Here is a 19,642-nt window from a genome sequence, read left to right as displayed (position 1 = left end):
CCGTGGAGCGCGACCGAGCCGACCGACGGCGAGGCGCTGTCGTGACCGCCGATCTGACCAAGCGGTCCGATGCGGCGGCGCCGGACGCGCCGGACACCGTGACGACAGCGGCGGAAACGCCCACGGCGCAATCCGACGCCGGTGATCGGAAAGTCACCGACCGGGCAGGCGCCGAGTCCGCTCGCCTCGGTGGTGCGTCCGTGCTCAGCCGGGTGGTCCTCGTCTGCTCGGCCGTGCTGCTGGTCATCGCTCTGGCCGGCGCCGCATGGTTCGGCGCGGGCTGGGTACGGGCCGCGTTCACCGACGGCCCGCGCGCCGAGGCCAGGGACACCGCCCTGGACGCCGCGCGCCAAGCCGCGCTCAACATGACCTCGATGAACCTGGACGACGTGCCCGGCTCGCTGGCGCTGGCCCGGTCCTCGATGACCGGAGCGTTGCTGGACTCGGCCACGAAGAACAAGGACCAGGCGGAGCAGATGGCGCAGCAGAGTGGGGTCGGGATGACCTCGAAGGTGCTCGGCTCCGCGCTCACATCGCTCAACAGCGAGGAGGACAAGGCTTCGGCGCTGGTCGTGCTGCAGGTCACCGAGAAGGGCAAGGACAAGCCGCCCGCCGACTACCGCTACACCTGGACCGTGGACCTGGCCAAGGACGGCGAGGTCTGGAAGGCCGAGCAGATCTCCTCGCTCAGCCAGCCGGTGTTGCTGAGCGGCGGCCCCGCCGCGCAGCCGACCGCGCCCGCGGCCGACCAGCCGCCCGCCGCGCCGAAGCCGGGATCGTAGGAGGACACCCATGACGTCTCGCCGACCGGTCAACCGGGTCACCTCCAAGCGCAGGCCCGGCGCGGAACCGCCCCGTACCGCGTCCTCGCGCACCGAACGGCCCACACAAGCCCGCAAACCGCGTGTGGCGGGCGTTTCCCGGCCCGCCGCGGAATCGGATAACCCCCGCGCCGAACAAAGCCCTGCGGGCGCCTCTCGATGGCGCGAGATCGTCTCGCGCGGCAAGGACCGTCCGCGGCGCACGACCGGACGGCCGCGCTGGGGCGTCAGCGCGGCCCTGCTGATCGCCGCGCTCCTACTGGGGGGTTTCGCGTGGCTCGCCGCGCAACAGCCCGGCGTGGACACGTCGAATCAGGCCTACGTGGACAACGAGGCCACCCAAGAGGTGCGCGCGGCCGCCGACAACGCGCTGCGGACCGTCTACGCCTATGACGTGAAGAAGATCGACGGCTATCGGGACACCGCGAAGCAGGTGCTCACCGGAAAGATGCTCGCCGATCTGGACAAGTACGCCGACACCACCATTTCGGCGGTCAAGCAGGCGCAGACCAGTGCCGACGCGAAAGCCGATCCGATTGCTGTGACATTGCTCACCGACGATCGCGCCGAGTTGATCGTCAATCTGGTGGTGAGCGCCACCAAGGACGGCGTGGCGCAGCAGAGCGTCTCGGGCCCGGTTGTCCTGCACATGCAGAAGGTGGGCGGTCGCTGGCTGGCCAGCGACATCGTGGACCAGTAACGGCTACCACATCGGCCGGGATGACGCAGCGCGGCAGGCGATCTCGCCGGCGCCCCGGCCGGGCCTGCCACTTGACGAGTTTCGCCCGAACCGTCACGCTATTCACAACAGCGGCAGCTGTCACAGTGGCTTCCAGTGCACCGTGGGTCAGGACGCAGCCAGCGGATTCGGCCCGGCGCGGCAGCCATGCGGACGATCACACGGGTGGTACTTTGACACCCCCGTGTACTTGGGTGTAGGTTTGGACGTTGCGCTGGCTGCCTCCTGTCCATACCTCGATTTGCACACGTAAGTTCACCCTTCCGGTGTTACTTCCGTTGTTGCCTGTTCGAGTTTCGTTCGGGTAGTAACCAGCGGAATTCGTAGCAGACAAGCGACGGTCGCGGACCACCACGCGACGCGCATGAGGTGCTGGAAGGACGCATCTTGGCAGTCTCCACCCAGACCAAGGCAGTTGCCGGAATCCCCGGAGCCCCGTTGCGGGTGTCTTTCGCGAAGATCCGTGAACCCTTGGAGGTGCCCGGGCTTCTCGATCTACAAACGGAATCGTTCGCTTGGCTGATCGGTTCGCCGGATTGGCGTGAGCGCGCGGCGGCTCGCGGCGACGTCGGCCTAGTCGGTGGCCTCGAGGAGGTACTCGAGGAGCTTTCTCCGATCGAGGACTTCTCCGGCTCCATGTCCCTGTCCTTCTCCGATCCGCGCTTCGAAGAGGTCAAGGCCTCGATCGATGAGTGCAAGGACAAGGACATGACGTATGCGGCTCCGTTGTTCGTGACGGCGGAGTTCATCAACAACAACACCGGTGAGATCAAGAGCCAGACGGTCTTCATGGGTGATTTCCCGATGATGACCGATAAGGGCACGTTCATCATCAACGGCACCGAGCGGGTCGTGGTGTCGCAGTTGGTGCGTTCGCCGGGTGTCTATTTCGACCACAGTGTCGACAAGGGCACGGAGAAGGACTTGCACAGTGTGCGGGTCATCCCGAGCCGTGGCGCGTGGCTGGAGTTCGATGTGGACAAGCGCGACACCGTGGGTGTGCGCATCGACCGCAAGCGCCGCCAGCCGGTCACCGTGCTGCTCAAGGCGCTGGGGTGGACCACCGAGGAGATCGTCGAGCGCTTCGGCTTCTCCGAGATCATGATGTCGACCCTGGAGAAGGACAACACCGCCGGTCAGGACGAGGCGCTGCTGGACATCTACCGCAAGCTGCGTCCGGGCGAGCCGCCGACGAAGGAGTCCGCGCAGACCCTGTTGGAGAACCTGTTCTTCAAGGAGAAGCGCTACGACCTGGCGCGCGTGGGCCGGTACAAGATCAACAAGAAGCTCGGCATCCACCTGGGCGAGCAGGTCGTCGGTTCGGTCTTGACGAAGGAAGACATCGTCAACACCATCGAGTACCTGGTGCGCCTGCACGCGGGCGACAAGCTCATGACCGCCCCCGGCGGCGTCGAGGTCCCGGTGGAAGTGGACGACATCGACCACTTCGGCAACCGCCGTCTGCGCACCGTCGGCGAGCTGATCCAGAACCAGATCCGGGTCGGCCTCTCCCGTATGGAGCGCGTGGTCCGCGAGCGGATGACCACTCAGGACGTCGAGGCGATCACGCCGCAGACCCTGATCAACATCCGCCCGGTCGTCGCCGCGATCAAGGAGTTCTTCGGAACGTCCCAGCTGTCGCAGTTCATGGACCAGAACAACCCGCTGTCGGGCCTGACCCACAAGCGTCGTCTCTCGGCGCTGGGCCCGGGTGGTCTGTCCCGTGAGCGCGCCGGTCTGGAAGTCCGTGACGTCCACCCGTCGCACTACGGCCGCATGTGCCCGATCGAGACTCCGGAAGGCCCGAACATCGGCCTGATCGGTTCGCTGTCGGTGTACGCGCGGGTCAACCCGTTCGGCTTCATCGAGACCCCGTACCGCAAGGTCGTCGACGGCCGGGTCACCGACGAGGTGGTCTACCTGACCGCCGACGAAGAGGACCGCCACGTGCGCGCCCAGGCGAACTCGCCGGTCGGCGCGGACGGCCGCTTCCTCGAGGATCGGGTCCTGTGCCGCCGTGGCAACGAGGAGAACGAGCTCGTCGCCGCTAGCGAGGTCGACTTCATGGACGTCTCGCCGCGCCAGATGGTGTCGGTCGCGACGGCGATGATCCCGTTCCTCGAGCACGACGACGCCAACCGCGCCCTGATGGGCGCGAACATGCAGCGTCAGGCGGTTCCGCTGATCCGTTCCGAGGCGCCGATCGTCGGTACCGGTATGGAGTTGCGCGCGGCGGTCGACGCCGGTGACGTGGTGGTGAACGAGAAGGCCGGTGTGGTCGAGGAGGTCTCCGCCGACTACGTCACCGTGATGGCCGACGACGGCACCCGCAAGAGCTACCGGATGCGCAAGTTCAACCGGTCCAACCAGGGCACCTGCTCCAACCAGCGTCCGATCGTGGACGAGGGCCAGCGGGTGGAGCGCGGTCAGGTTCTGGCCGATGGTCCGTGCACCGAGAACGGTGAGATGGCTCTGGGTAAGAACCTGCTGGTGGCGATCATGCCGTGGGAGGGTCACAACTACGAGGACGCGATCATCCTGTCGCAGCGGTTGGTGGAGGAGGACGTTCTCACCTCGATTCATATCGAGGAGCACGAGATCGATGCTCGCGACACCAAGCTGGGTGCCGAGGAGATCACGCGGGATATCCCGAACGTGTCCGATGAGGTGCTCGCGGATCTGGACGAGCGTGGCATCGTGCGCATCGGTGCGGAGGTGCGTGACGGTGACATCCTGGTCGGCAAGGTCACGCCGAAGGGTGAGACCGAGCTGACGCCGGAGGAGCGGTTGCTGCGGGCGATCTTCGGTGAGAAGGCGCGTGAGGTGCGGGATACCTCGTTGAAGGTGCCCCACGGTGAGTCCGGGAAGGTGATCGGTATCCGGGTGTTCTCCCGGGAGGACGACGACGATCTGCCGCCGGGTGTCAACGAGCTGGTGCGGGTGTATGTGGCGCAGAAGCGCAAGATCCAGGACGGTGACAAGCTCGCGGGCCGTCACGGCAACAAGGGTGTCATCGGCAAGATCCTGCCGACCGAGGACATGCCGTTCCTGCCGGACGGTACCCCGGTCGACATCATCCTCAACACCCATGGTGTGCCGCGTCGTATGAACATCGGCCAGATCCTGGAAACCCACCTGGGCTGGATCGGCAAGGCAGGCTGGAATGTCGACGTCGCAGGCGACGGCACCCGCCCGGATTGGGCGCAGGCGCTGCCGGAGGAGATGCTGGGCGCTCCGGCCGACTCCAACATCGCCACGCCCGTCTTCGACGGCGCGCGGGAGGAGGAGCTGACCGGTCTGCTGTCCTCGACGCTGCCCAACCGCGACGGTGAGCGCATGGTCAACGACGACGGCAAGGCCACGTTGTTCGACGGTCGTTCGGGTGAGCCGTTCCCGTACCCGGTGGCGGTCGGCTACATGTACATCCTGAAGCTGCACCACCTGGTCGACGACAAGATCCACGCGCGTTCGACCGGCCCGTACTCGATGATCACCCAGCAGCCGCTGGGTGGTAAGGCGCAGTTCGGTGGTCAGCGTTTCGGTGAGATGGAGTGCTGGGCCATGCAGGCCTACGGTGCGGCGTACACGCTGCAGGAACTGCTGACCATCAAGTCCGACGACGTGGTCGGTCGCGTGAAGGTCTACGAAGCGATCGTCAAGGGCGAGAACATCCCGGAGCCGGGCATTCCGGAATCGTTCAAGGTCCTGCTCAAGGAACTCCAGTCGCTGTGCCTCAACGTCGAAGTGCTGTCGTCCGACGGCGCCGCGATCGAGCTGCGCGAAGGCGAGGACGAGGACCTGGAGCGCGCCGCGGCGAACCTCGGCATCAACCTGTCGAGGAACGAAGCCGCCACCGTCGACGATCTGGCGAACTAGGCGGTCGGCCGGATGCCGTCACGGCATCCGGCCTCCCGCAACGGATTACCCAACTAGTGAACTTTTGCTCGAATTCGACCCGCACAGGGGAAAGGAAGTTACGTGCTAGACGTCAACTTCTTCGATGAACTCCGGATCGGCCTGGCCACCGCCGAAGACATCCGTCAGTGGTCCTACGGCGAGGTGAAGAAGCCGGAGACCATCAACTACCGCACGCTCAAGCCGGAGAAGGACGGCCTGTTCTGCGAGAAGATCTTCGGTCCCACCCGGGACTGGGAGTGCTACTGCGGCAAGTACAAGCGCGTCCGCTTCAAGGGCATCATCTGTGAGCGCTGTGGCGTCGAGGTGACTCGCGCCAAGGTGCGCCGCGAGCGCATGGGCCACATCGAGCTGGCCGCTCCGGTCACCCACATCTGGTACTTCAAGGGCGTGCCCTCGCGCCTGGGCTACCTGCTCGACCTGGCGCCGAAGGATCTGGAAAAGATCATCTACTTCGCCGCCTACGTCATCGTGGCGGTCGACGAGGAGCTGCGGCACAACGAGCTGTCCACGCTCGAGGCCGAGATGGAGGTCGAGAAGAAGGCGGTCGCCGACCAGCGCGACGCCGACCTCGAGGCCCGCGCTCAGAAGCTCGAGGCCGACCTGGCCGAGCTGGAGGCCGAAGGCGCCAAGTCCGACGTCCGCCGCAAGGTCAAGGACGGCGGCGAGCGGGAGATGCGCCAGCTCCGCGACCGTGCCCAGCGTGAGCTGGACCGGCTGGAGGAGATCTGGAACACCTTCACCAAGCTGGCGCCCAAGCAGCTCATCGTCGACGAGGTGCTCTACCGCGAGCTGGTCGACCGCTACGGCGAGTACTTCACCGGCGCGATGGGCGCGGAGTCCATCCAGAAGCTGATGGAGAGCTTCGACATCGAGGCCGAGGCCGAGTCGCTGCGCGAGACCATCCGCACCGGCAAGGGCCAGAAGAAGCTGCGCGCGCTCAAGCGGCTCAAGGTCGTCGCGGCGTTCCAGGCCAACGGCAACTCGCCGATGGGCATGGTGCTCGACGCCGTTCCGGTGATCCCGCCGGAGCTGCGCCCGATGGTCCAGCTCGACGGTGGTCGCTTCGCCACCTCCGACCTGAACGACCTGTACCGTCGCGTGATCAACCGCAACAACCGCCTCAAGCGACTGATCGACCTCGGCGCGCCCGAGATCATCGTCAACAACGAGAAGCGGATGCTGCAGGAGTCGGTCGACGCCCTGTTCGACAACGGCCGCCGCGGCCGTCCGGTCACCGGACCGGGCAACCGTCCGCTCAAGTCGCTGTCCGATCTGCTCAAGGGCAAGCAGGGCCGCTTCCGTCAGAACTTGCTCGGTAAGCGCGTCGACTACTCGGGCCGTTCGGTCATCGTCGTCGGTCCGCAGCTGAAGCTGCACCAGTGCGGTCTGCCCAAGCTGATGGCGCTGGAGCTGTTCAAGCCGTTCGTGATGAAGCGCCTGGTCGACCTGAACCACGCGCAGAACATCAAGTCGGCCAAGCGGATGGTGGAGCGGCAGCGGCCGCAGGTGTGGGACGTCCTCGAAGAGGTCATCGCCGAACACCCCGTGCTGCTCAACCGCGCGCCCACCCTGCACCGTCTCGGTATCCAGGCCTTCGAGCCGCAGCTGGTGGAAGGCAAGGCCATCCAGCTGCACCCGCTGGTCTGTGAAGCGTTCAACGCCGACTTCGACGGTGACCAGATGGCCGTGCACCTGCCGCTGTCGGCGGAGGCGCAGGCCGAGGCTCGCGTGCTGATGCTGTCGTCGAACAACATCCTGTCGCCCGCCTCGGGCCGCCCGCTGGCCATGCCGCGTCTGGACATGGTGACCGGCCTGTACTACCTGACCCGTCTGGAAGAGGGCGCGAAGGGTTCCTACCAGCCGGCCACTCAGGACGGTCCGGAGCAGGGCGTGTACTCCTCGCCCGCCGAGGCGCAGATGGCGGTGGACCGCGGTGAGCTCACCGTGCGTTCGCTGATCAAGGTCCGCTTGACCGACCAGCGTCCGCCGAAGGAGATCGAGGCTCAGCTGTTCCCGGAGGGCTGGCGCCGCGGCGACGCGTGGACCATCGAGTCCACGCTGGGCCGGGTGCTGTTCAACGAGCTGCTGCCGGTGGACTACGCGTTCATCAACGAGCAGATGCCCAAGAAGCGCCAGGCGACGATCATCAACGATCTCGCCGAGCGTTACCCGATGATCGTGGTCGCGCAGACCGTCGACAAGCTCAAGGACGCGGGCTTCTACTGGGCCACGCGTTCCGGCGTGACGGTCTCCATGTCCGACGTGCTCGTGCCGCCGGAGAAGGCCGAGATCATGGAGCGCTACGAGGCGCAGTCGGATCAGATCGAGAAGAAGTACCAGCGTGGTGCGCTCGATCACCAGGAGCGCAACAACGCCCTGGTGAAGATCTGGCAGGAGGCGACCGAGGAGGTCGGTAAGGCGCTGCGCGCGCACTACCCGGCCGACAACCCGATCATCACGATCGTCGACTCGGGCGCCACGGGTAACTTCACCCAGACCCGTACCCTCGCCGGTATGAAGGGCCTGGTGACGAACCCGAAGGGTGAGTTCATCCCGCGGCCGATCAAGTCCTCCTTCCGTGAGGGCCTGACGGTTCTGGAGTACTTCATCAACACCCACGGCGCTCGTAAGGGTCTGGCCGACACCGCGCTGCGCACCGCCGACTCGGGTTACCTGACCCGTCGTCTGGTGGACGTCTCGCAGGACGTCATCGTGCGCGAGCACGACTGTGGCACCGAGCGCGGCATCGTGGTGCCGATCGCGGAGAAGCAGCTCGACGGCTCGATCATCCGCGACGCGCACGTGGAGACCTCCACCTATGCGCGCACGCTCGCGTCCGACGCGCTCGACGCGCAGGGCAACGTCATCGTGGGCAAGGGCGCCGACCTCGGCGACCCGGCGCTGGAGGCGCTGCTCGAGGCGGGTATCACCGAGGTGAAGGTCCGCTCCGTGCTGACCTGCACCACCGGCACCGGCGTGTGCGCGACCTGCTACGGCCGCTCGATGGCGACCGGCAAGCTGGTCGACATCGGTGAGGCCGTCGGTATCGTCGCCGCGCAGTCCATCGGTGAGCCCGGTACCCAGCTGACCATGCGTACCTTCCACCAGGGTGGTGTCGCGGGTGACGACATCACCGGCGGTCTGCCCCGTGTGCAGGAGCTGTTCGAGGCGCGCGTGCCGAAGGGCAAGGCGCCCATCGCCGAGGTCTCCGGTCGCGTGCGGCTGGAGGACGACGATCGCTTCTACAAGATCACCATCATCCCGGATGACGGTGGCGAAGAGGTTGTCTACGACAAGCTCTCGAAGCGGCAGCGTCTGCGTGTGTTCAAGCACGACGACGGCACCGAGCGTCTGCTCTCCGACGGTGACCACGTCGAGGTCGGCCAGCAGCTGCTGGAAGGCGCGGCGGATCCGCACGAGGTGCTGCGCATCATGGGCCCCCGGCAGGTTCAGGTCCACCTCGTCCACGAGGTCCAGGAGGTCTACCGCTCGCAGGGTGTGTCGATCCACGACAAGCACATCGAGGTCATCGTGCGCCAGATGCTGCGTCGCGTGACGATCATCGACTCGGGCGCAACGGAGTTCCTGCCCGGCTCGCTCACCGAGCGCGCCGAGTTCGAGGCCGCGAACCGTCGCGTCGTCGCCGAGGGCGCCGAGCCCGCGGCGGGTCGCCCGGTGCTGATGGGTATCACCAAGGCGTCGCTGGCCACCGACTCGTGGCTGTCGGCGGCGTCCTTCCAGGAGACCACCCGAGTCCTGACGGACGCGGCGATCAACTGCCGCTCCGACAAGCTCATCGGCCTCAAGGAGAACGTGATCATCGGCAAGCTGATCCCGGCCGGTACCGGTATCAACCGCTACCGCAACATCCAGGTGCAGCCGACCGAGGAAGCTCGTGCCGCCGCGTACGCGGTGCCGTCCTACGACGACACCTACTACAGCCCGGACAGCTTCGGTCAGACCACCGGCGCCGCGGTTCCGCTCGACGACTACGGCTTCAGCGACTACCGCTGATCCGTCAGCCGTAAGCATCCGGCCCCCGCTCCGTTCTGGAGCGGGGGCCGGATTCGTTTCGCGCGCGGTGGACAACCGGTGGGGAAGCCAGTAAAAGTAGAACAGGTTTCAGTTCTGCTCCTGGAGGTGGCGGTGGACGGCGTGGCGTTGGCGGATCTGGTGGTGGCCGGGTTCCGGAAGCTGGGGTTCATCCAGTACGCGGGGGTGGAATGGGAGGAGTTCGCGGCGGGGCGCAATGTGGTGTCGGTCGTGCCGCGGGCGGAACACCTGAACCACAACGGGGATCTGCACGCCGCCGTGTTGTTCGGGATGGCGGAGACCGCCGCGATGGGCGCGTCGGTGTCGGGAATCGTCGACCTGATGGGGGATACGTTCATCGTCGCCAAGGACGGGCGCATCGAGTACAAAGCCCGGGCGAAAGGGGAAGCGGGGCCGTTTCGCGCTACTTCCGCGTTCTCGGGCGAGACGCTGGCGAAGATGCGTGCGGACATCGAGGCGAAAGTGCCGCTCGAACTCGAAGTTCCGGTGGATATCGCCGACGCCACCGGAAAGACCGTGGCCGCAGCGGTGTTCACGGCCGTGCTGCGTCCGCGCCGGACGTGATCGCGCCCGGAGATGCTCGGAGCTACCGTGCTCCACGGTGCGTGACCGGCGCCGCGGGCCGGGCGCGCGGACGCACGCACGCCGGTTTTATGGAGAACAGCGGAATAGTGGGGGTCGCCCGGACCGCTGTCGTGGCGAGGCCGTCGGGACTCGCGTCCCTCGCCGTGCCGCTGCCGTCGATTTCGGCATCGGGGGTCAGGGCACGGGTGGTCCGGGGCGCGGCCGCGCTCCGGACGTGACCTCACCGCTCGCTGTCGAGCATCGCCATCTGTGCCGTGGCGTAGCGTTCCCCCGCGACTCGGTCTGCGGGCACGGCCGACTCGATGGTGGACAGCTCCTCGTCGGTTAGCGAAAGATCAAGGGCGCGAACAGCTTCCGACCAGCGCTCGCGTCGGCGGGTGCCGATGAGCGGCACGATGTCCGCGCCGCGGGTCAGTGCCCAGGCGATGGCCAGTTGCGCCACCGAGGCGTCCTTGCGCGCCGCGATCTCGTTCAGCGCGCGGACCAGCTCCAGATTCCGGTCCAGGTTCTCGCCCTGGAAGCGCGGGCTGTGTGCGCGGAAATCGGTCGGGTCGAAGGTGGCGCCGGGCTGGATCGCATCGCTGAGCAGACCGCGTGAGAGCACGCCGTAGGCCGTGACGCCGATGCCGAGCTCGCGGCAGACGGGCAGGATGCGCTCCTCGATGCCCCGCGAGATCAGCGAATACTCGATCTGCAAGTCCACGATGGGATGCACGGCCGCCGCGCGCCGGATGGTTTCCGGGCCGACCTCGGACAGGCCGACATGGCGGACGTATCCGGCTTCGATCAGCTCGCCGATGGCGCCGACGGTGTCCTCGATCGGCACGTCCGGATCCAGCCGGGCGGGTCGGTAGATGTCGATGTGGTCGACGCCGAGCCGCCGGAGGCTGTAGGCCAGGAAATTGCGCAGCGCGGCGGGACGGTTGTCCATGCCGACGAAACCGCCGTCGGGGCCGCGCAGCGCGCCGAACTTCACGCTCAGCACCACGTCCTCGCGGGGACGTTCGGCGATGGCCTTGCCGATCAGCATCTCGTTGTGGCCCGCGCCGTAGAAATCGCCGGTGTCGATGAGGTTGACGCCGGAGTCCAGCGCCGCATGGATGGTCGCGGTCGATTCGGCGTCGTCGGTCGTACCGTACGCGCCGGACATGCTCATAGCGCCGAGGCCGATCCGGCTGACGGTCGGACCGGTGGCTCCCAGCCGCACTTCGTCGATCTTCGTTGTCGTCATGGGACCAGCCTGACCCGTGCGGGACCGCCGCGGGAGAGATCGTTTATCGGGGGAGTGGCGATCCCTGGCTGAGCACGCCGTTTCGGGGGACAGTGAAGACATGGACCGCCCCGAACTCGCCGACTTCCTGCGCCGTCGCCGGGAGCAGCTCACGCCCGCCGACGTGGGATTGCCGCCCGGCATCCGGCGGCGCACGCCGGGGCTGCGCCGCGACGAGGTCGCCCTGCTCGCGGGCATCTCGACCGACTACTACACCCGGCTCGAGCAGTCACGCGGTCCGCGTCCGTCCACCCAGGTGCTCGCGTCGCTCGCGCGCGCCCTGCGTTTCGACAACGACGAACGCGACCACCTCTACCATCTGTGCGACCACGCCCCGCCGGGCCGCGAGACGACCGACAAGCACGTGGGCCCCGGCCTGATGCACTTGCTCGCCAAGCTCGACGACACCGCGGCCACGGTCGTCACCGATCTCGGCGAGGTGCTCGTGCAGAACCGGATGCACACCTTGCTGGTCGGCGATCACGGCGAACGGCGCGGCTGGGACCGGTACTACGCCTACCGCTGGTTCACCGACCCGTCCGCGCGCGCGACCTTCCCGGAGGAGGATTGGGACCGGCTCAGCCGCCATCACGTCGCGGATCTGCGTGCCACGGCCGCGCGCCGGGCAGCCGATTCGGACGTGATCGAGTTCGTCGCGCGGCTACGCTCCGTGAGCGTCGAGTTCGACCGGCTCTGGAACGAACACGAAGTAGCCGTGCGGCTTTCGGATATCAAGCGCATCTTGCATCCGCAGGTCGGGCTGATCGACATGGTCTGCGAAACGTTGCTCACACCCAACTCCGCCCAGCGCCTGCTGGTCTACCTCCCGCGCCCCGGCACGGACGCGGCCGAGAAGCTGGACTTGCTGCGGGTGATCGGCACGCAGCAGTTGACGCCCGTCGACCGGCTCGACTAGGGCGCGGTGACGTACTCGAGCGCCGCGTCGACGGCGGGCTGTCCACCGCCGATGACGTACCCGGCCATCGCGCCGATCGCGGCGCCCGCGACCGCGGCGACGGGCACCGTGATGAAGTCGATCACGAACAGGCCGAGCGGGAATCCGACGATGAAGCCGATGGCGGCGCCGATTCCCGCGCCCGCCAGGATGGTCGGCATGACCTTCTCGGCCTCGGCGTAGAACCGCTCCTGGGCGCTGACGTCGCGCAGCGGCGCGTCGGCCATGGCGATCGGCGCGACGGTGAGCCGATGTCCCGCGTCCTCGAGTACGGGCCGCAGGGACACGCGCTGGTCCCCGATGCGCAGCGTCATCGGTAGCGCGGCGACGATCTGGCCGTCGCGATCGGCGACCGTCACCACCCGGTCGTCGTGGGTCAGCTCGAACGTTCCGTCCTGGAGGGTCGCCACCGCAGCACGGCGATCCTCGCTGGCGGCGACCTCGTAGGCGACCTGATGGAACGTGCCGTGCAGGTCGAGCGGCGCGTCGGCGGGCGCGGGCTGCGCGTGCGCGGCGCTCGTGGTGAGTGCGGTGGCCGCCAGCGCAACCAGAGTGGTCGCGGTGAATTGGGAGATCCTCATCGTGCTCTTTCCGTGTCCCGCCCCGTGTCCGGTTCGTCCGGACAAGATACCGCTCGACGGGCTCGATCAGAAGGGTTGAGCGACAGTTCATCACCGATTGCGGCGGCGAAAGTATCTGTCGCACTTCGCCGGCGGGTGCCTGTAAAGCGGGAATCGGACGCGGGGGGCGGGCTTCGGCCCCGGCGTCATCCGGTCGGCCGCCGTCTCGTGGTTTGTCGGCCGACCATCGGTCGAGTGCCGGATCCGGGCGATGCGATTCCCTCTTGACGTCCGCGCCGCCCTGCGCAACACTGAACTAGATGGTTCAGTATGACTTCTTGGACGCCTCCTTCGGAGCGCTCGCGGATCCCACTCGGCGTGGCATCCTCGAACGCCTCGGCAGTGGGCCCGCGACCGTCAGCGAACTGGCGGAGCGCTTCGAGATGACGCTCACCGGCATCAAGAAGCACATCCAGTTGCTGGAGGCGGCGGGCATGGTGGTGACGGAGAAGCGCGGCCGGGTGCGGTACTGCCGCCTCGGCGAGAACGTCTTCGACCGCGAAGTGGCCTGGATGCAGGGCTACCGGCGGATGGTGGAAGCGCGGCTGGACCGTCTCGGCGAATTCCTCGGACGAACGGAGCAGGAGCGATGAGCACAACCACGAACGACGCTGTCATCACGGCCGACACCGACCGCGCGATCCACATCGAGCGGGTCTTCGACGCCCCGCGCGAGCGGGTGTGGGCCGCCTACAGCAGGATCGAACAGCTCGCCCAGTGGTGGGGTCGCGGCAACCGGCTCGACATCGAGCGCTGGGAGTTTCGTGCCGGCGGGCACTGGCGTTTCATCGAGCACGCCGAGGGGGAGACGCACGGCTTCGAGGGCCGCTTCCGCGAGATCACCCCGCGGGAGCGCATCGTGTACTCGTTCGAGTGGGATGGGATGCCCGCCCACGTGGCCATCGACAGCGTCAGCTTCGTCGATCTCGGCGACGGCCGCACCAAGGTGGTCACCGACAGCCAGTTCCACACGCCGCAGGAACGGGACGGGATGCTCCAGTCGGGTATGGAGTCCGGGCTCAACGAGAGCTACCGCGCACTGGACGCACTGCTCGCCCGAGGCTGAGACCGTACGCTTCGGCTCCGGTCGCGTGAGCGGAGGAAGCGCGGGGTGCGCCATCTCGTGTCAGGGAATCGGCGGCCGATCCAGGCGCGTCTACCGACGCGAACGGCCGTCCGGCTCGGGACGGTGGCGGCGGCAACCCTCAACAGGTGGCGGTGCTGACAACAGCAGGGCCGCCGGGCGGAGCCGAATGAGATCGCGGCGCGGTTCAGTCCCTGGCCGGGCCGATCCGGCGCTTGCGCGGCTTCAGATGCAGTCCGGGCAGGGGCGGCGCGGGAATGCGCTGCCCCAGGGTGTGGCCCGCGATGTCGGCGAACCGGCTGACGTCGTGATTCTCCCAATCGGCGCGGGCGGCGACGATGTCCTCATGGCTGCGGCCGACGAAGTTCCACCACATCACCAGTTCCTCGCCGAACGGCTCCCCGCCGATCAGCGCGACGTGCGCGCCGCCGGAACTGGTGAGCTGGAGTTCGTCACGGCCGGTGCCCAGGTACAGCAGCGGTCCAGCCACGAGCTCGTCGCCCGCGACGGTCACCTCGCCCTCGATCACCAGCACAGCGTGCTCGAAACGAGGGTCGAGCGGGAGAGCGACATCGGCTCCCGGCTCGAGCCGCACATCGGCGCCGACGATGGGTGTGTAGGCGATGGCGGGCGAGGTCTTCCCGGCCAGCGACCCGATCAGCACGATCGCTCGCAGGCCGGGCGCTTCGACGACCGGCAGTTCGCGATGCTGCTCGAAATGCGGCGCGATGCCGGTGCGGTGGCCCGGCAGGGCGATCCACAGCTGCAAGCCGTGTCCGGCGGGCGCGCCGGGCACGGCGTACTCGGAATGGGCGATGCCGCGCCCGGACGTCATCAGGTTCAGCTGACCGGGTTCGATCTCCACGTCCGACCCGACCGAGTCGCGGTGCCGGATACGGCCTTCGAACGGCCAGGTCACCGTTTGCAGGCCGATGTGCGGATGCGGATCGATGTCCGGCGGCGCGCCGGTCTTGGTGACCGTCGGCGAGCCGAAGTGGTCGAGGAAACACCACGCGCCGACGGTGGGCAGGTCGCGCTGGGGCAGCACCCGTTCGACGTACACACCGCGCACGCCGCCGAGTGGCACCTCGCGGGCCGGATAACGCTCCGCGACCGGGCCGGGGCCGGGCGCGGGTTCACACAGCGTCTCAGCCGGGCGCGGATCCAGGTCACTCACCGATCGACGCCCTTGCCGATCACGTGCTTGTCGTAGTCGGGGTGCTTGTCCAGGTACGCCTTGATGAACGGGCACACCGGCCGGATCACCCGCCCCCGCTCGACGACGTCCTCGATCGCGCTCTTGGCCAGGACCGAGCCGAGGCCCTTCCCGGAGAACGCGCCGTCGACCTCGGTGTGCGTGAACACCGTCTCGTCGTCGCGTTCCTCGTAGTCGGCGAAGCCGGCGAGCTCCCCACCGTAGAACACCTCGTAGCGATGCCGCTCGTCGTTGCGGACGACCTTGGACTCCGAAGCCGATTCGGTCATGGTTCCCTTCTCCTTCCGTGCGCGAACCGGATGCCTGCTGAGAATCGAGACCCGGTTGAACGCGCCGATCGTGGTGGCCACCCAGATGACGACGGACAGCTGGTCATCCGTCAGATACCGGCGAGCAAAAGCGTACTCACGCTCGATGACGTGCTCGTCCGGGAGCGTCGCAGTCACTTCCGCGATCGCGAGCACGGCCTGCTCGAAGGGCGGGTACGTGCCGCCGCGCCGCCAGCCGGGCAGCACCGCGATCTCCTGCTCGGTGGCCCCGGCCGCCAGGGCCGCCCGGTAGTGCACGTCGAGGCAGTACGCACAACCGTTGATCTGGGAGACGCGCAGATTGATCAGTTCGATGATCCGGCGATCCAGCCCCACCGCCGCGGCGGCGGCCCTGACCTCGCTCGCGACGCCGTTCAGTGCGCGGAACGCGGTGGGCGTCCGTTTGTCGATCCAGACGCGATCTCGCGGGGATTCGGGGCTCATATTCATGGGATGTTAGCGGCCGCCGGTGAACGGCGCAGACCGCGCCGCCGGAGAAACGGACTTCGGTCCGGGGAAGCGTGTGGTAGGGAAGAAGTTCGTGGTGGTCCGGGCCCGCAGGCGACCCCGGACCACCGCCGCGCTCATCCGATCTCGGTGAACCGTCGCAGCTGGAACGGTTCGACCAGGACGTCCTGCAACGCCGTCGCCAGGGCCTTCAGGTGCGGCGTCTGGAAGTGCGCGGCCAAGGCGTCCTCGTCGGCCCACTCCTCGAGCAGCACCATCCGGCTCTGGTCGGTGGGATGCAGGTAGAGCTCGTATCGGACGCAACCGTCCTCGGCGAGCGTCGGTTGGATCATGCCTTGCAACAGGTCCTTCAACTCCGCCTCGCGACCCGGCTTGGCGGTGAAGCGGACGTTGAGCGTCAACGTCGACATGAGCGTCTCCTGATCTCGTGGTGGGTTATTCGCGGCCCGCCGACGTGAACGACATGTCCGCGTACCGGGTGCCGGTCACCCGGCTCGCGATCGGCTCCAGTGTCGCCAGTTCGTCGGCGGTGAGCGAAATGGTCGCGGCGGCCACGTTGTCGGCGAGCCGGGTGCGGCTGCGCGTGCCGGGGATCGGGACCACTGCGAGGCCGTGCACAGCGGCCTGTGCGTGCACCCAGGCCAGGGCCACCTGCGCCAGGGTGCTGCCGCGTGCCTCGGCGATGGCCCGCAGCGGGTCGAGCAGTTCGGCATTGCGCGCCGCGTTCTCGCCGGTGAAGCGCGGCATCGTGGAACGGAAATCGCTCCTGTCGGCGGTGCCGGTGAACGATCCGGTCAGGAAGCCGCGACCCAGCGGCGAGTACGGCACGAAGGTCACACCCAGCTCCGCCGCGGCGGGCACCACGGTGCGTTCGACGTCCCGGGAGAACAGCGACCATTCCGACTGCACGGCCGCGATCGGGTGCACCGCGTGCGCCGCCCGCAGTTCGGCGCCCGTCACCTCGGACAATCCGAGCGCGCGCACCTTGCCCTCTCGTACCAATTCCGCCATCGTGCCGACCGTGTCCTCGATCGGCACGGCAGGGTCCTTGCGGTGCATGTAGTACAGATCGATGGTGTCGACCCGCAGCCTGCGCAGGCTGCCCTCCACCGCGGCGCGGATGTAGGCGGGGGAGTTGTCGAACCCTCGGAAGGCCGGGTCGTCGGCCTTGCGGACGATGCCGAACTTGGTGGCGATCACCAGCCGGTCGCGCTCGGCGCCGAAGAAATCGCTGAGGAATTCCTCGTTGTGCCCGGAGCCGTAGACATCGGCGGTGTCGAACAGAGTGACACCCAGTTCCAGCGCCCGATCCAGGGTCGCCCTTGATTCGGTGAGATCGCTGGGCCCGTAGAACTCGCTCATGCCCATGCAGCCCAGACCCTGCGTCCCCACCTCGATGCCGCTGGTTCCCAGGGTGGTGGTGGGCAGGCTGTCCGTGCTCGTCATAGCTTGATTCCTTCGCTCTCGTGCGCGGTGACCATGGCCGGGGGAGCTGTCTCGACTTTGCCCTCGTACAGGGCGATCTTGTGGTCCAGCACGGCCAGGGTCTGACGGAGTTCATCGATCTTGGCGAGTACCTCGGCGCGGGTGTCCCGGAACATCTCCAGCCGCTGCGGGAGCGTGGCGTCTCCCGCCCGCACCAGCTCGGCGTAGCGGACCATGTCCGCCACCGACATGCCGGTCGTGCGCAGCCGCCCGATCAGCGCCAGCCATTCGAGATCCCGGTCGCTGAACCGGCGCTTGCCGGAGTGGTCCCGGCCGATGTAGTCCATCAGCCCGATCCGTTCGTACCAGCGCAACGTATCCCGGCTCAGCCCCGATCGCTCGGACACCTCGCCGATCGAATACCGCGGCAGCTCCCGGTCGTCACTCGCGGTCACCGGAAACGCGGTTTCACTCATGACTTCACTCGCTGACGCTCGTTCACTGCACTCGCCCTTCTCGTTGAACACTGACGACGCTAATCACCTGGAGTGCACTCCAAGCAAGACCCATTCTCCGGTTGTTTCTCCCGGCTGTCGCCGTCACCGCGAGACCGGCTTCGCGTCCTGTCGCGCGACGGTGTCGACGAAGTCGGCGACCAGCGGGGCGATCTCCGGGAGGAACTCCTCGAGCGCGAAATGGCCGGTATCGAAAACGTGCAGATCGGCGTCCGGTAGGTCGCGGAGATAGGCGTGCGCGCCCGGATCGGGAAAGAAGGCGTCGTTTCTTCCCCAGACGATCAATGTGGGTGGGCGGTGTGTCCGCAGCCAGCGCTGCCAAATGGGGTAGAGCTCGACATTGGAGTGGTAGTCCAAGCCGAGCGCGATCTGTGCCCGCTGCCGCTCGGGGCGGTCCAGGAAGTACTGGTCGAGCACCCATCCGTCGGGTGCGACGAGTTCGGAATCGGTGGTGCCGCCCAGGTATTGGCTCTGGGTCACCGGCAGGGTGAGGATCTGCCGGATGTTGTCCTCGGCGCCGGGCACGCCCGGCCGGTTGGCGACGGTCTGGCGCGCCAGTTCGGACAACCCTTCGGCGTAGGCGTTGGCGTTCTGGATCACCAAGCCCGCGATGCGGTCCGGTTGCCTGGTGGCCAGCCGGAACCCGACCGGGCCGCCGAAGTCGAAGACATACATGACGAACCGGGTCAGGCCGAGCGCCTCGACGAAACCCTCCAGGACGTCGGCGAGCGAGTCGAACGAATAGGGGAAGTCGGCGGGCGCCTCGGTGTGTCCGAAGCCCGGGTAGTCCGGCGCGACCACGTGGTAGCGGTCGCCGAGCGCATCGATGAGCCTGCGGAACTGGTGGGAAGCGGATGGGAATCCGTGCAGCAGGAGAAGCGTGGGCGCGTCGGCCGGTCCGGCCGTGCGATAGAAGACGCGCACGCCGTCGACCTCGACGAACCGGTGCGAGATCCGGGCGATGTTCACAGGACCACCTAAACGAGAAGAAGTTTGCATTAAGATCGTGGCAGGCCTGACGGATCGACGCAAGGGAAAGCTGTTCGATGGCAGAGGAGATCAGGCCCGGTGCGGTCCGCCCGGGCGGAAGGACGGCGCGCACGAAGCGGGCCGTGCTCGCGGCGACGCTGACGGAACTGGTCGAGAACGGCTACGCGGGAACAAGTCTGGAGAAGATCGCGGCGCGAGCCGGCGTCGCGGTATCCACCCTGTACCGGCGCTGGGGCGGCCTGGATCGCGTGATCCTCGAGGCCGGGATGGATGTCGGCACGGGCATCGTCACGCCGGACACCGGGGACTTCGAACGCGATCTCATCGACTTCGCCCGCGCCGTGGTCGAGGTGTATCGGAATCCGGTGGCGGAGCACTGGCTGTACGCGATGGTGGTGGCCGCGACCAGGGATCCGTCCGCTCGCGCCACGTTCTCTTTGCTGTTCGAGAACCGCTTCGCGGAGGTGGTCGTCATCGTGCGGCGCGCGCTCGAACGCGGTGAGGTGCACCCCGACACCGATCCGGCGGAGGTGATCCGGTTGGCAGCCGCTCCGATCTACTACCGCATGCTCGTCACCGGCGAGCCGGTCGACGACGCGGTGGCCGAGCGCGCGGCGCGTACGGCGGCGCTGGCCGCCCGGGCGGGGGTGCTCCGGGCGGACTGACGCGCGCCGG

General features: G+C 67.5%; 17 protein-coding genes. 9 read left to right on the top strand and 8 right to left on the bottom strand.

Translation table 11 applies throughout. The features are described 5' to 3' along the window. The first annotated feature begins 41 nt into the window (after window positions 1-41). The 5 genes from ACFV2O_RS25525 to ACFV2O_RS25505 all read left to right on the top strand — a co-directional run bounded on the left by ACFV2O_RS25525 (window position 42) and on the right by ACFV2O_RS25505 (window position 10,095). The gene (locus ACFV2O_RS25525; RefSeq protein ID WP_356970016.1) at window positions 42-782 is read left to right on the top strand and encodes a hypothetical protein; all 741 of its coding nucleotides are present in this window, start codon (window positions 42-44) and stop codon (window positions 780-782) included. 10 nt (window positions 783-792) lie between these two features. Continuing rightward, window positions 793-1,521, top strand: coding sequence for a hypothetical protein (locus tag ACFV2O_RS25520; protein ID WP_379253974.1), 729 nt, complete (start codon window positions 793-795; stop codon window positions 1,519-1,521). A 408-nt stretch (window positions 1,522-1,929) separates the two neighbouring features. Continuing rightward, entirely contained in the window at window positions 1,930-5,436 is a 3,507-nt protein-coding gene (locus tag ACFV2O_RS25515) for a DNA-directed RNA polymerase subunit beta (RefSeq protein ID WP_379253973.1), read from the top strand. A 102-nt stretch (window positions 5,437-5,538) separates the two neighbouring features. Beyond that, complete coding sequence (locus ACFV2O_RS25510) at window positions 5,539-9,492, top strand: DNA-directed RNA polymerase subunit beta' (RefSeq protein ID WP_379253972.1); 3,954 nt, start codon at window positions 5,539-5,541, stop codon at window positions 9,490-9,492. 78 nt (window positions 9,493-9,570) lie between these two features. Next, window positions 9,571-10,095 (top strand): DUF4442 domain-containing protein, encoded by a 525-nt coding sequence (locus ACFV2O_RS25505; RefSeq protein WP_355080069.1) that lies wholly within the window; start codon window positions 9,571-9,573, stop codon window positions 10,093-10,095. A 241-nt stretch (window positions 10,096-10,336) separates the two neighbouring features. On the opposite strand, the gene ACFV2O_RS25500 is transcribed toward ACFV2O_RS25505, so the two are convergent. Beyond that, the gene (locus tag ACFV2O_RS25500; protein WP_379253971.1) at window positions 10,337-11,347 is read right to left on the bottom strand and encodes an aldo/keto reductase; all 1,011 of its coding nucleotides are present in this window, start codon (window positions 11,345-11,347) and stop codon (window positions 10,337-10,339) included. 100 nt (window positions 11,348-11,447) lie between these two features. Between ACFV2O_RS25500 and ACFV2O_RS25495 the strand changes: the two genes are divergently transcribed. Further along, window positions 11,448-12,302 (top strand): helix-turn-helix transcriptional regulator, encoded by an 855-nt coding sequence (locus tag ACFV2O_RS25495; RefSeq protein ID WP_379253970.1) that lies wholly within the window; start codon window positions 11,448-11,450, stop codon window positions 12,300-12,302. Here ACFV2O_RS25495 and ACFV2O_RS25490 read toward each other — a convergent pair. Further along, window positions 12,299-12,922 (bottom strand): hypothetical protein, encoded by a 624-nt coding sequence (locus tag ACFV2O_RS25490; RefSeq protein ID WP_379253969.1) that lies wholly within the window; start codon window positions 12,920-12,922, stop codon window positions 12,299-12,301. The genes ACFV2O_RS25495 and ACFV2O_RS25490 overlap by 4 nt on opposite strands. A 299-nt stretch (window positions 12,923-13,221) precedes the next feature. Here ACFV2O_RS25490 and ACFV2O_RS25485 point away from each other — a divergent pair, with 299 nt between their 5' ends. Together ACFV2O_RS25485 and ACFV2O_RS25480 are read left to right on the top strand one after the other, a co-directional pair. Then, window positions 13,222-13,554 carry a metalloregulator ArsR/SmtB family transcription factor gene (locus ACFV2O_RS25485; RefSeq protein ID WP_355080061.1) on the top strand — a complete coding sequence of 111 codons (333 nt, stop codon included), beginning with the start codon at window positions 13,222-13,224 and terminating at the stop codon, window positions 13,552-13,554. After that, window positions 13,551-14,027, top strand: coding sequence for an SRPBCC family protein (locus ACFV2O_RS25480; RefSeq protein ID WP_356968757.1), 477 nt, complete (start codon window positions 13,551-13,553; stop codon window positions 14,025-14,027). The genes ACFV2O_RS25485 and ACFV2O_RS25480 overlap by 4 nt, the downstream gene beginning before the upstream one ends. Before the next feature lie 205 nt (window positions 14,028-14,232). Here ACFV2O_RS25480 and ACFV2O_RS25475 read toward each other — a convergent pair whose 3' ends face one another. The 6 genes from ACFV2O_RS25475 to ACFV2O_RS25450 form a co-directional block, all read right to left on the bottom strand. Next, window positions 14,233-15,222, bottom strand: coding sequence for a pirin family protein (locus ACFV2O_RS25475; RefSeq protein ID WP_379253968.1), 990 nt, complete (start codon window positions 15,220-15,222; stop codon window positions 14,233-14,235). Then, complete coding sequence (locus tag ACFV2O_RS25470; RefSeq protein WP_379253967.1) at window positions 15,219-16,013, bottom strand: GNAT family N-acetyltransferase; 795 nt, start codon at window positions 16,011-16,013, stop codon at window positions 15,219-15,221. Before ACFV2O_RS25470 ends, ACFV2O_RS25475 begins: the two co-directional genes overlap by 4 nt. A gap of 140 nt (window positions 16,014-16,153) precedes the next feature. After that, window positions 16,154-16,447, bottom strand: coding sequence for a putative quinol monooxygenase (locus ACFV2O_RS25465; RefSeq protein ID WP_355080053.1), 294 nt, complete (start codon window positions 16,445-16,447; stop codon window positions 16,154-16,156). Between the two features lie 25 nt (window positions 16,448-16,472). Continuing rightward, window positions 16,473-17,483 carry an aldo/keto reductase gene (locus tag ACFV2O_RS25460; RefSeq protein WP_379253966.1) on the bottom strand — a complete coding sequence of 337 codons (1,011 nt, stop codon included), beginning with the start codon at window positions 17,481-17,483 and terminating at the stop codon, window positions 16,473-16,475. Continuing rightward, window positions 17,480-17,938, bottom strand: coding sequence for a MerR family transcriptional regulator (locus ACFV2O_RS25455; protein ID WP_379253965.1), 459 nt, complete (start codon window positions 17,936-17,938; stop codon window positions 17,480-17,482). The genes ACFV2O_RS25460 and ACFV2O_RS25455 overlap by 4 nt, the downstream gene beginning before the upstream one ends. A gap of 123 nt (window positions 17,939-18,061) precedes the next feature. Continuing rightward, entirely contained in the window at window positions 18,062-18,946 is an 885-nt protein-coding gene (locus tag ACFV2O_RS25450) for an alpha/beta fold hydrolase (protein WP_379253964.1), read from the bottom strand. 77 nt (window positions 18,947-19,023) lie between these two features. Between ACFV2O_RS25450 and ACFV2O_RS25445 the strand changes: the two genes are divergently transcribed. Beyond that, window positions 19,024-19,632 (top strand): TetR/AcrR family transcriptional regulator, encoded by a 609-nt coding sequence (locus tag ACFV2O_RS25445; protein WP_355080045.1) that lies wholly within the window; start codon window positions 19,024-19,026, stop codon window positions 19,630-19,632. Window positions 19,633-19,642: the final 10 nt, after the last annotated feature.

It is taken from the genome of Nocardia sp. NPDC059691 (assembly GCF_042733915.1).
Classification (GTDB): Bacteria; Actinomycetota; Actinomycetes; order Mycobacteriales; family Mycobacteriaceae; genus Nocardia; species Nocardia sichangensis.
This window is presented reverse-complemented; position numbering and strand designations above follow the sequence as displayed.

Excerpts from the sequence above, each read along its gene's own strand:
- ACFV2O_RS25520 (WP_379253974.1), top strand. The coding sequence starts at position 793 with ATGACGTCTCGCCGACCGGTCAACCGGGTCACCTCCAAGCGCAGGCCC.
- ACFV2O_RS25500 (WP_379253971.1), bottom strand. The coding sequence starts at position 11,347 with ATGACGACAACGAAGATCGACGAAGTGCGGCTGGGAGCCACCGGTCCG.
- ACFV2O_RS25495 (WP_379253970.1), top strand. The coding sequence starts at position 11,448 with ATGGACCGCCCCGAACTCGCCGACTTCCTGCGCCGTCGCCGGGAGCAG.
- ACFV2O_RS25490 (WP_379253969.1), bottom strand. The coding sequence starts at position 12,922 with ATGAGGATCTCCCAATTCACCGCGACCACTCTGGTTGCGCTGGCGGCC.
- ACFV2O_RS25485 (WP_355080061.1), top strand. The coding sequence starts at position 13,222 with ATGGTTCAGTATGACTTCTTGGACGCCTCCTTCGGAGCGCTCGCGGAT.
- ACFV2O_RS25480 (WP_356968757.1), top strand. The coding sequence starts at position 13,551 with ATGAGCACAACCACGAACGACGCTGTCATCACGGCCGACACCGACCGC.
- ACFV2O_RS25470 (WP_379253967.1), bottom strand. The coding sequence starts at position 16,013 with ATGAGCCCCGAATCCCCGCGAGATCGCGTCTGGATCGACAAACGGACG.
- ACFV2O_RS25465 (WP_355080053.1), bottom strand. The coding sequence starts at position 16,447 with ATGTCGACGTTGACGCTCAACGTCCGCTTCACCGCCAAGCCGGGTCGC.
- ACFV2O_RS25460 (WP_379253966.1), bottom strand. The coding sequence starts at position 17,483 with ATGACGAGCACGGACAGCCTGCCCACCACCACCCTGGGAACCAGCGGC.
- ACFV2O_RS25455 (WP_379253965.1), bottom strand. The coding sequence starts at position 17,938 with ATGAGTGAAACCGCGTTTCCGGTGACCGCGAGTGACGACCGGGAGCTG.
- ACFV2O_RS25445 (WP_355080045.1), top strand. The coding sequence starts at position 19,024 with ATGGCAGAGGAGATCAGGCCCGGTGCGGTCCGCCCGGGCGGAAGGACG.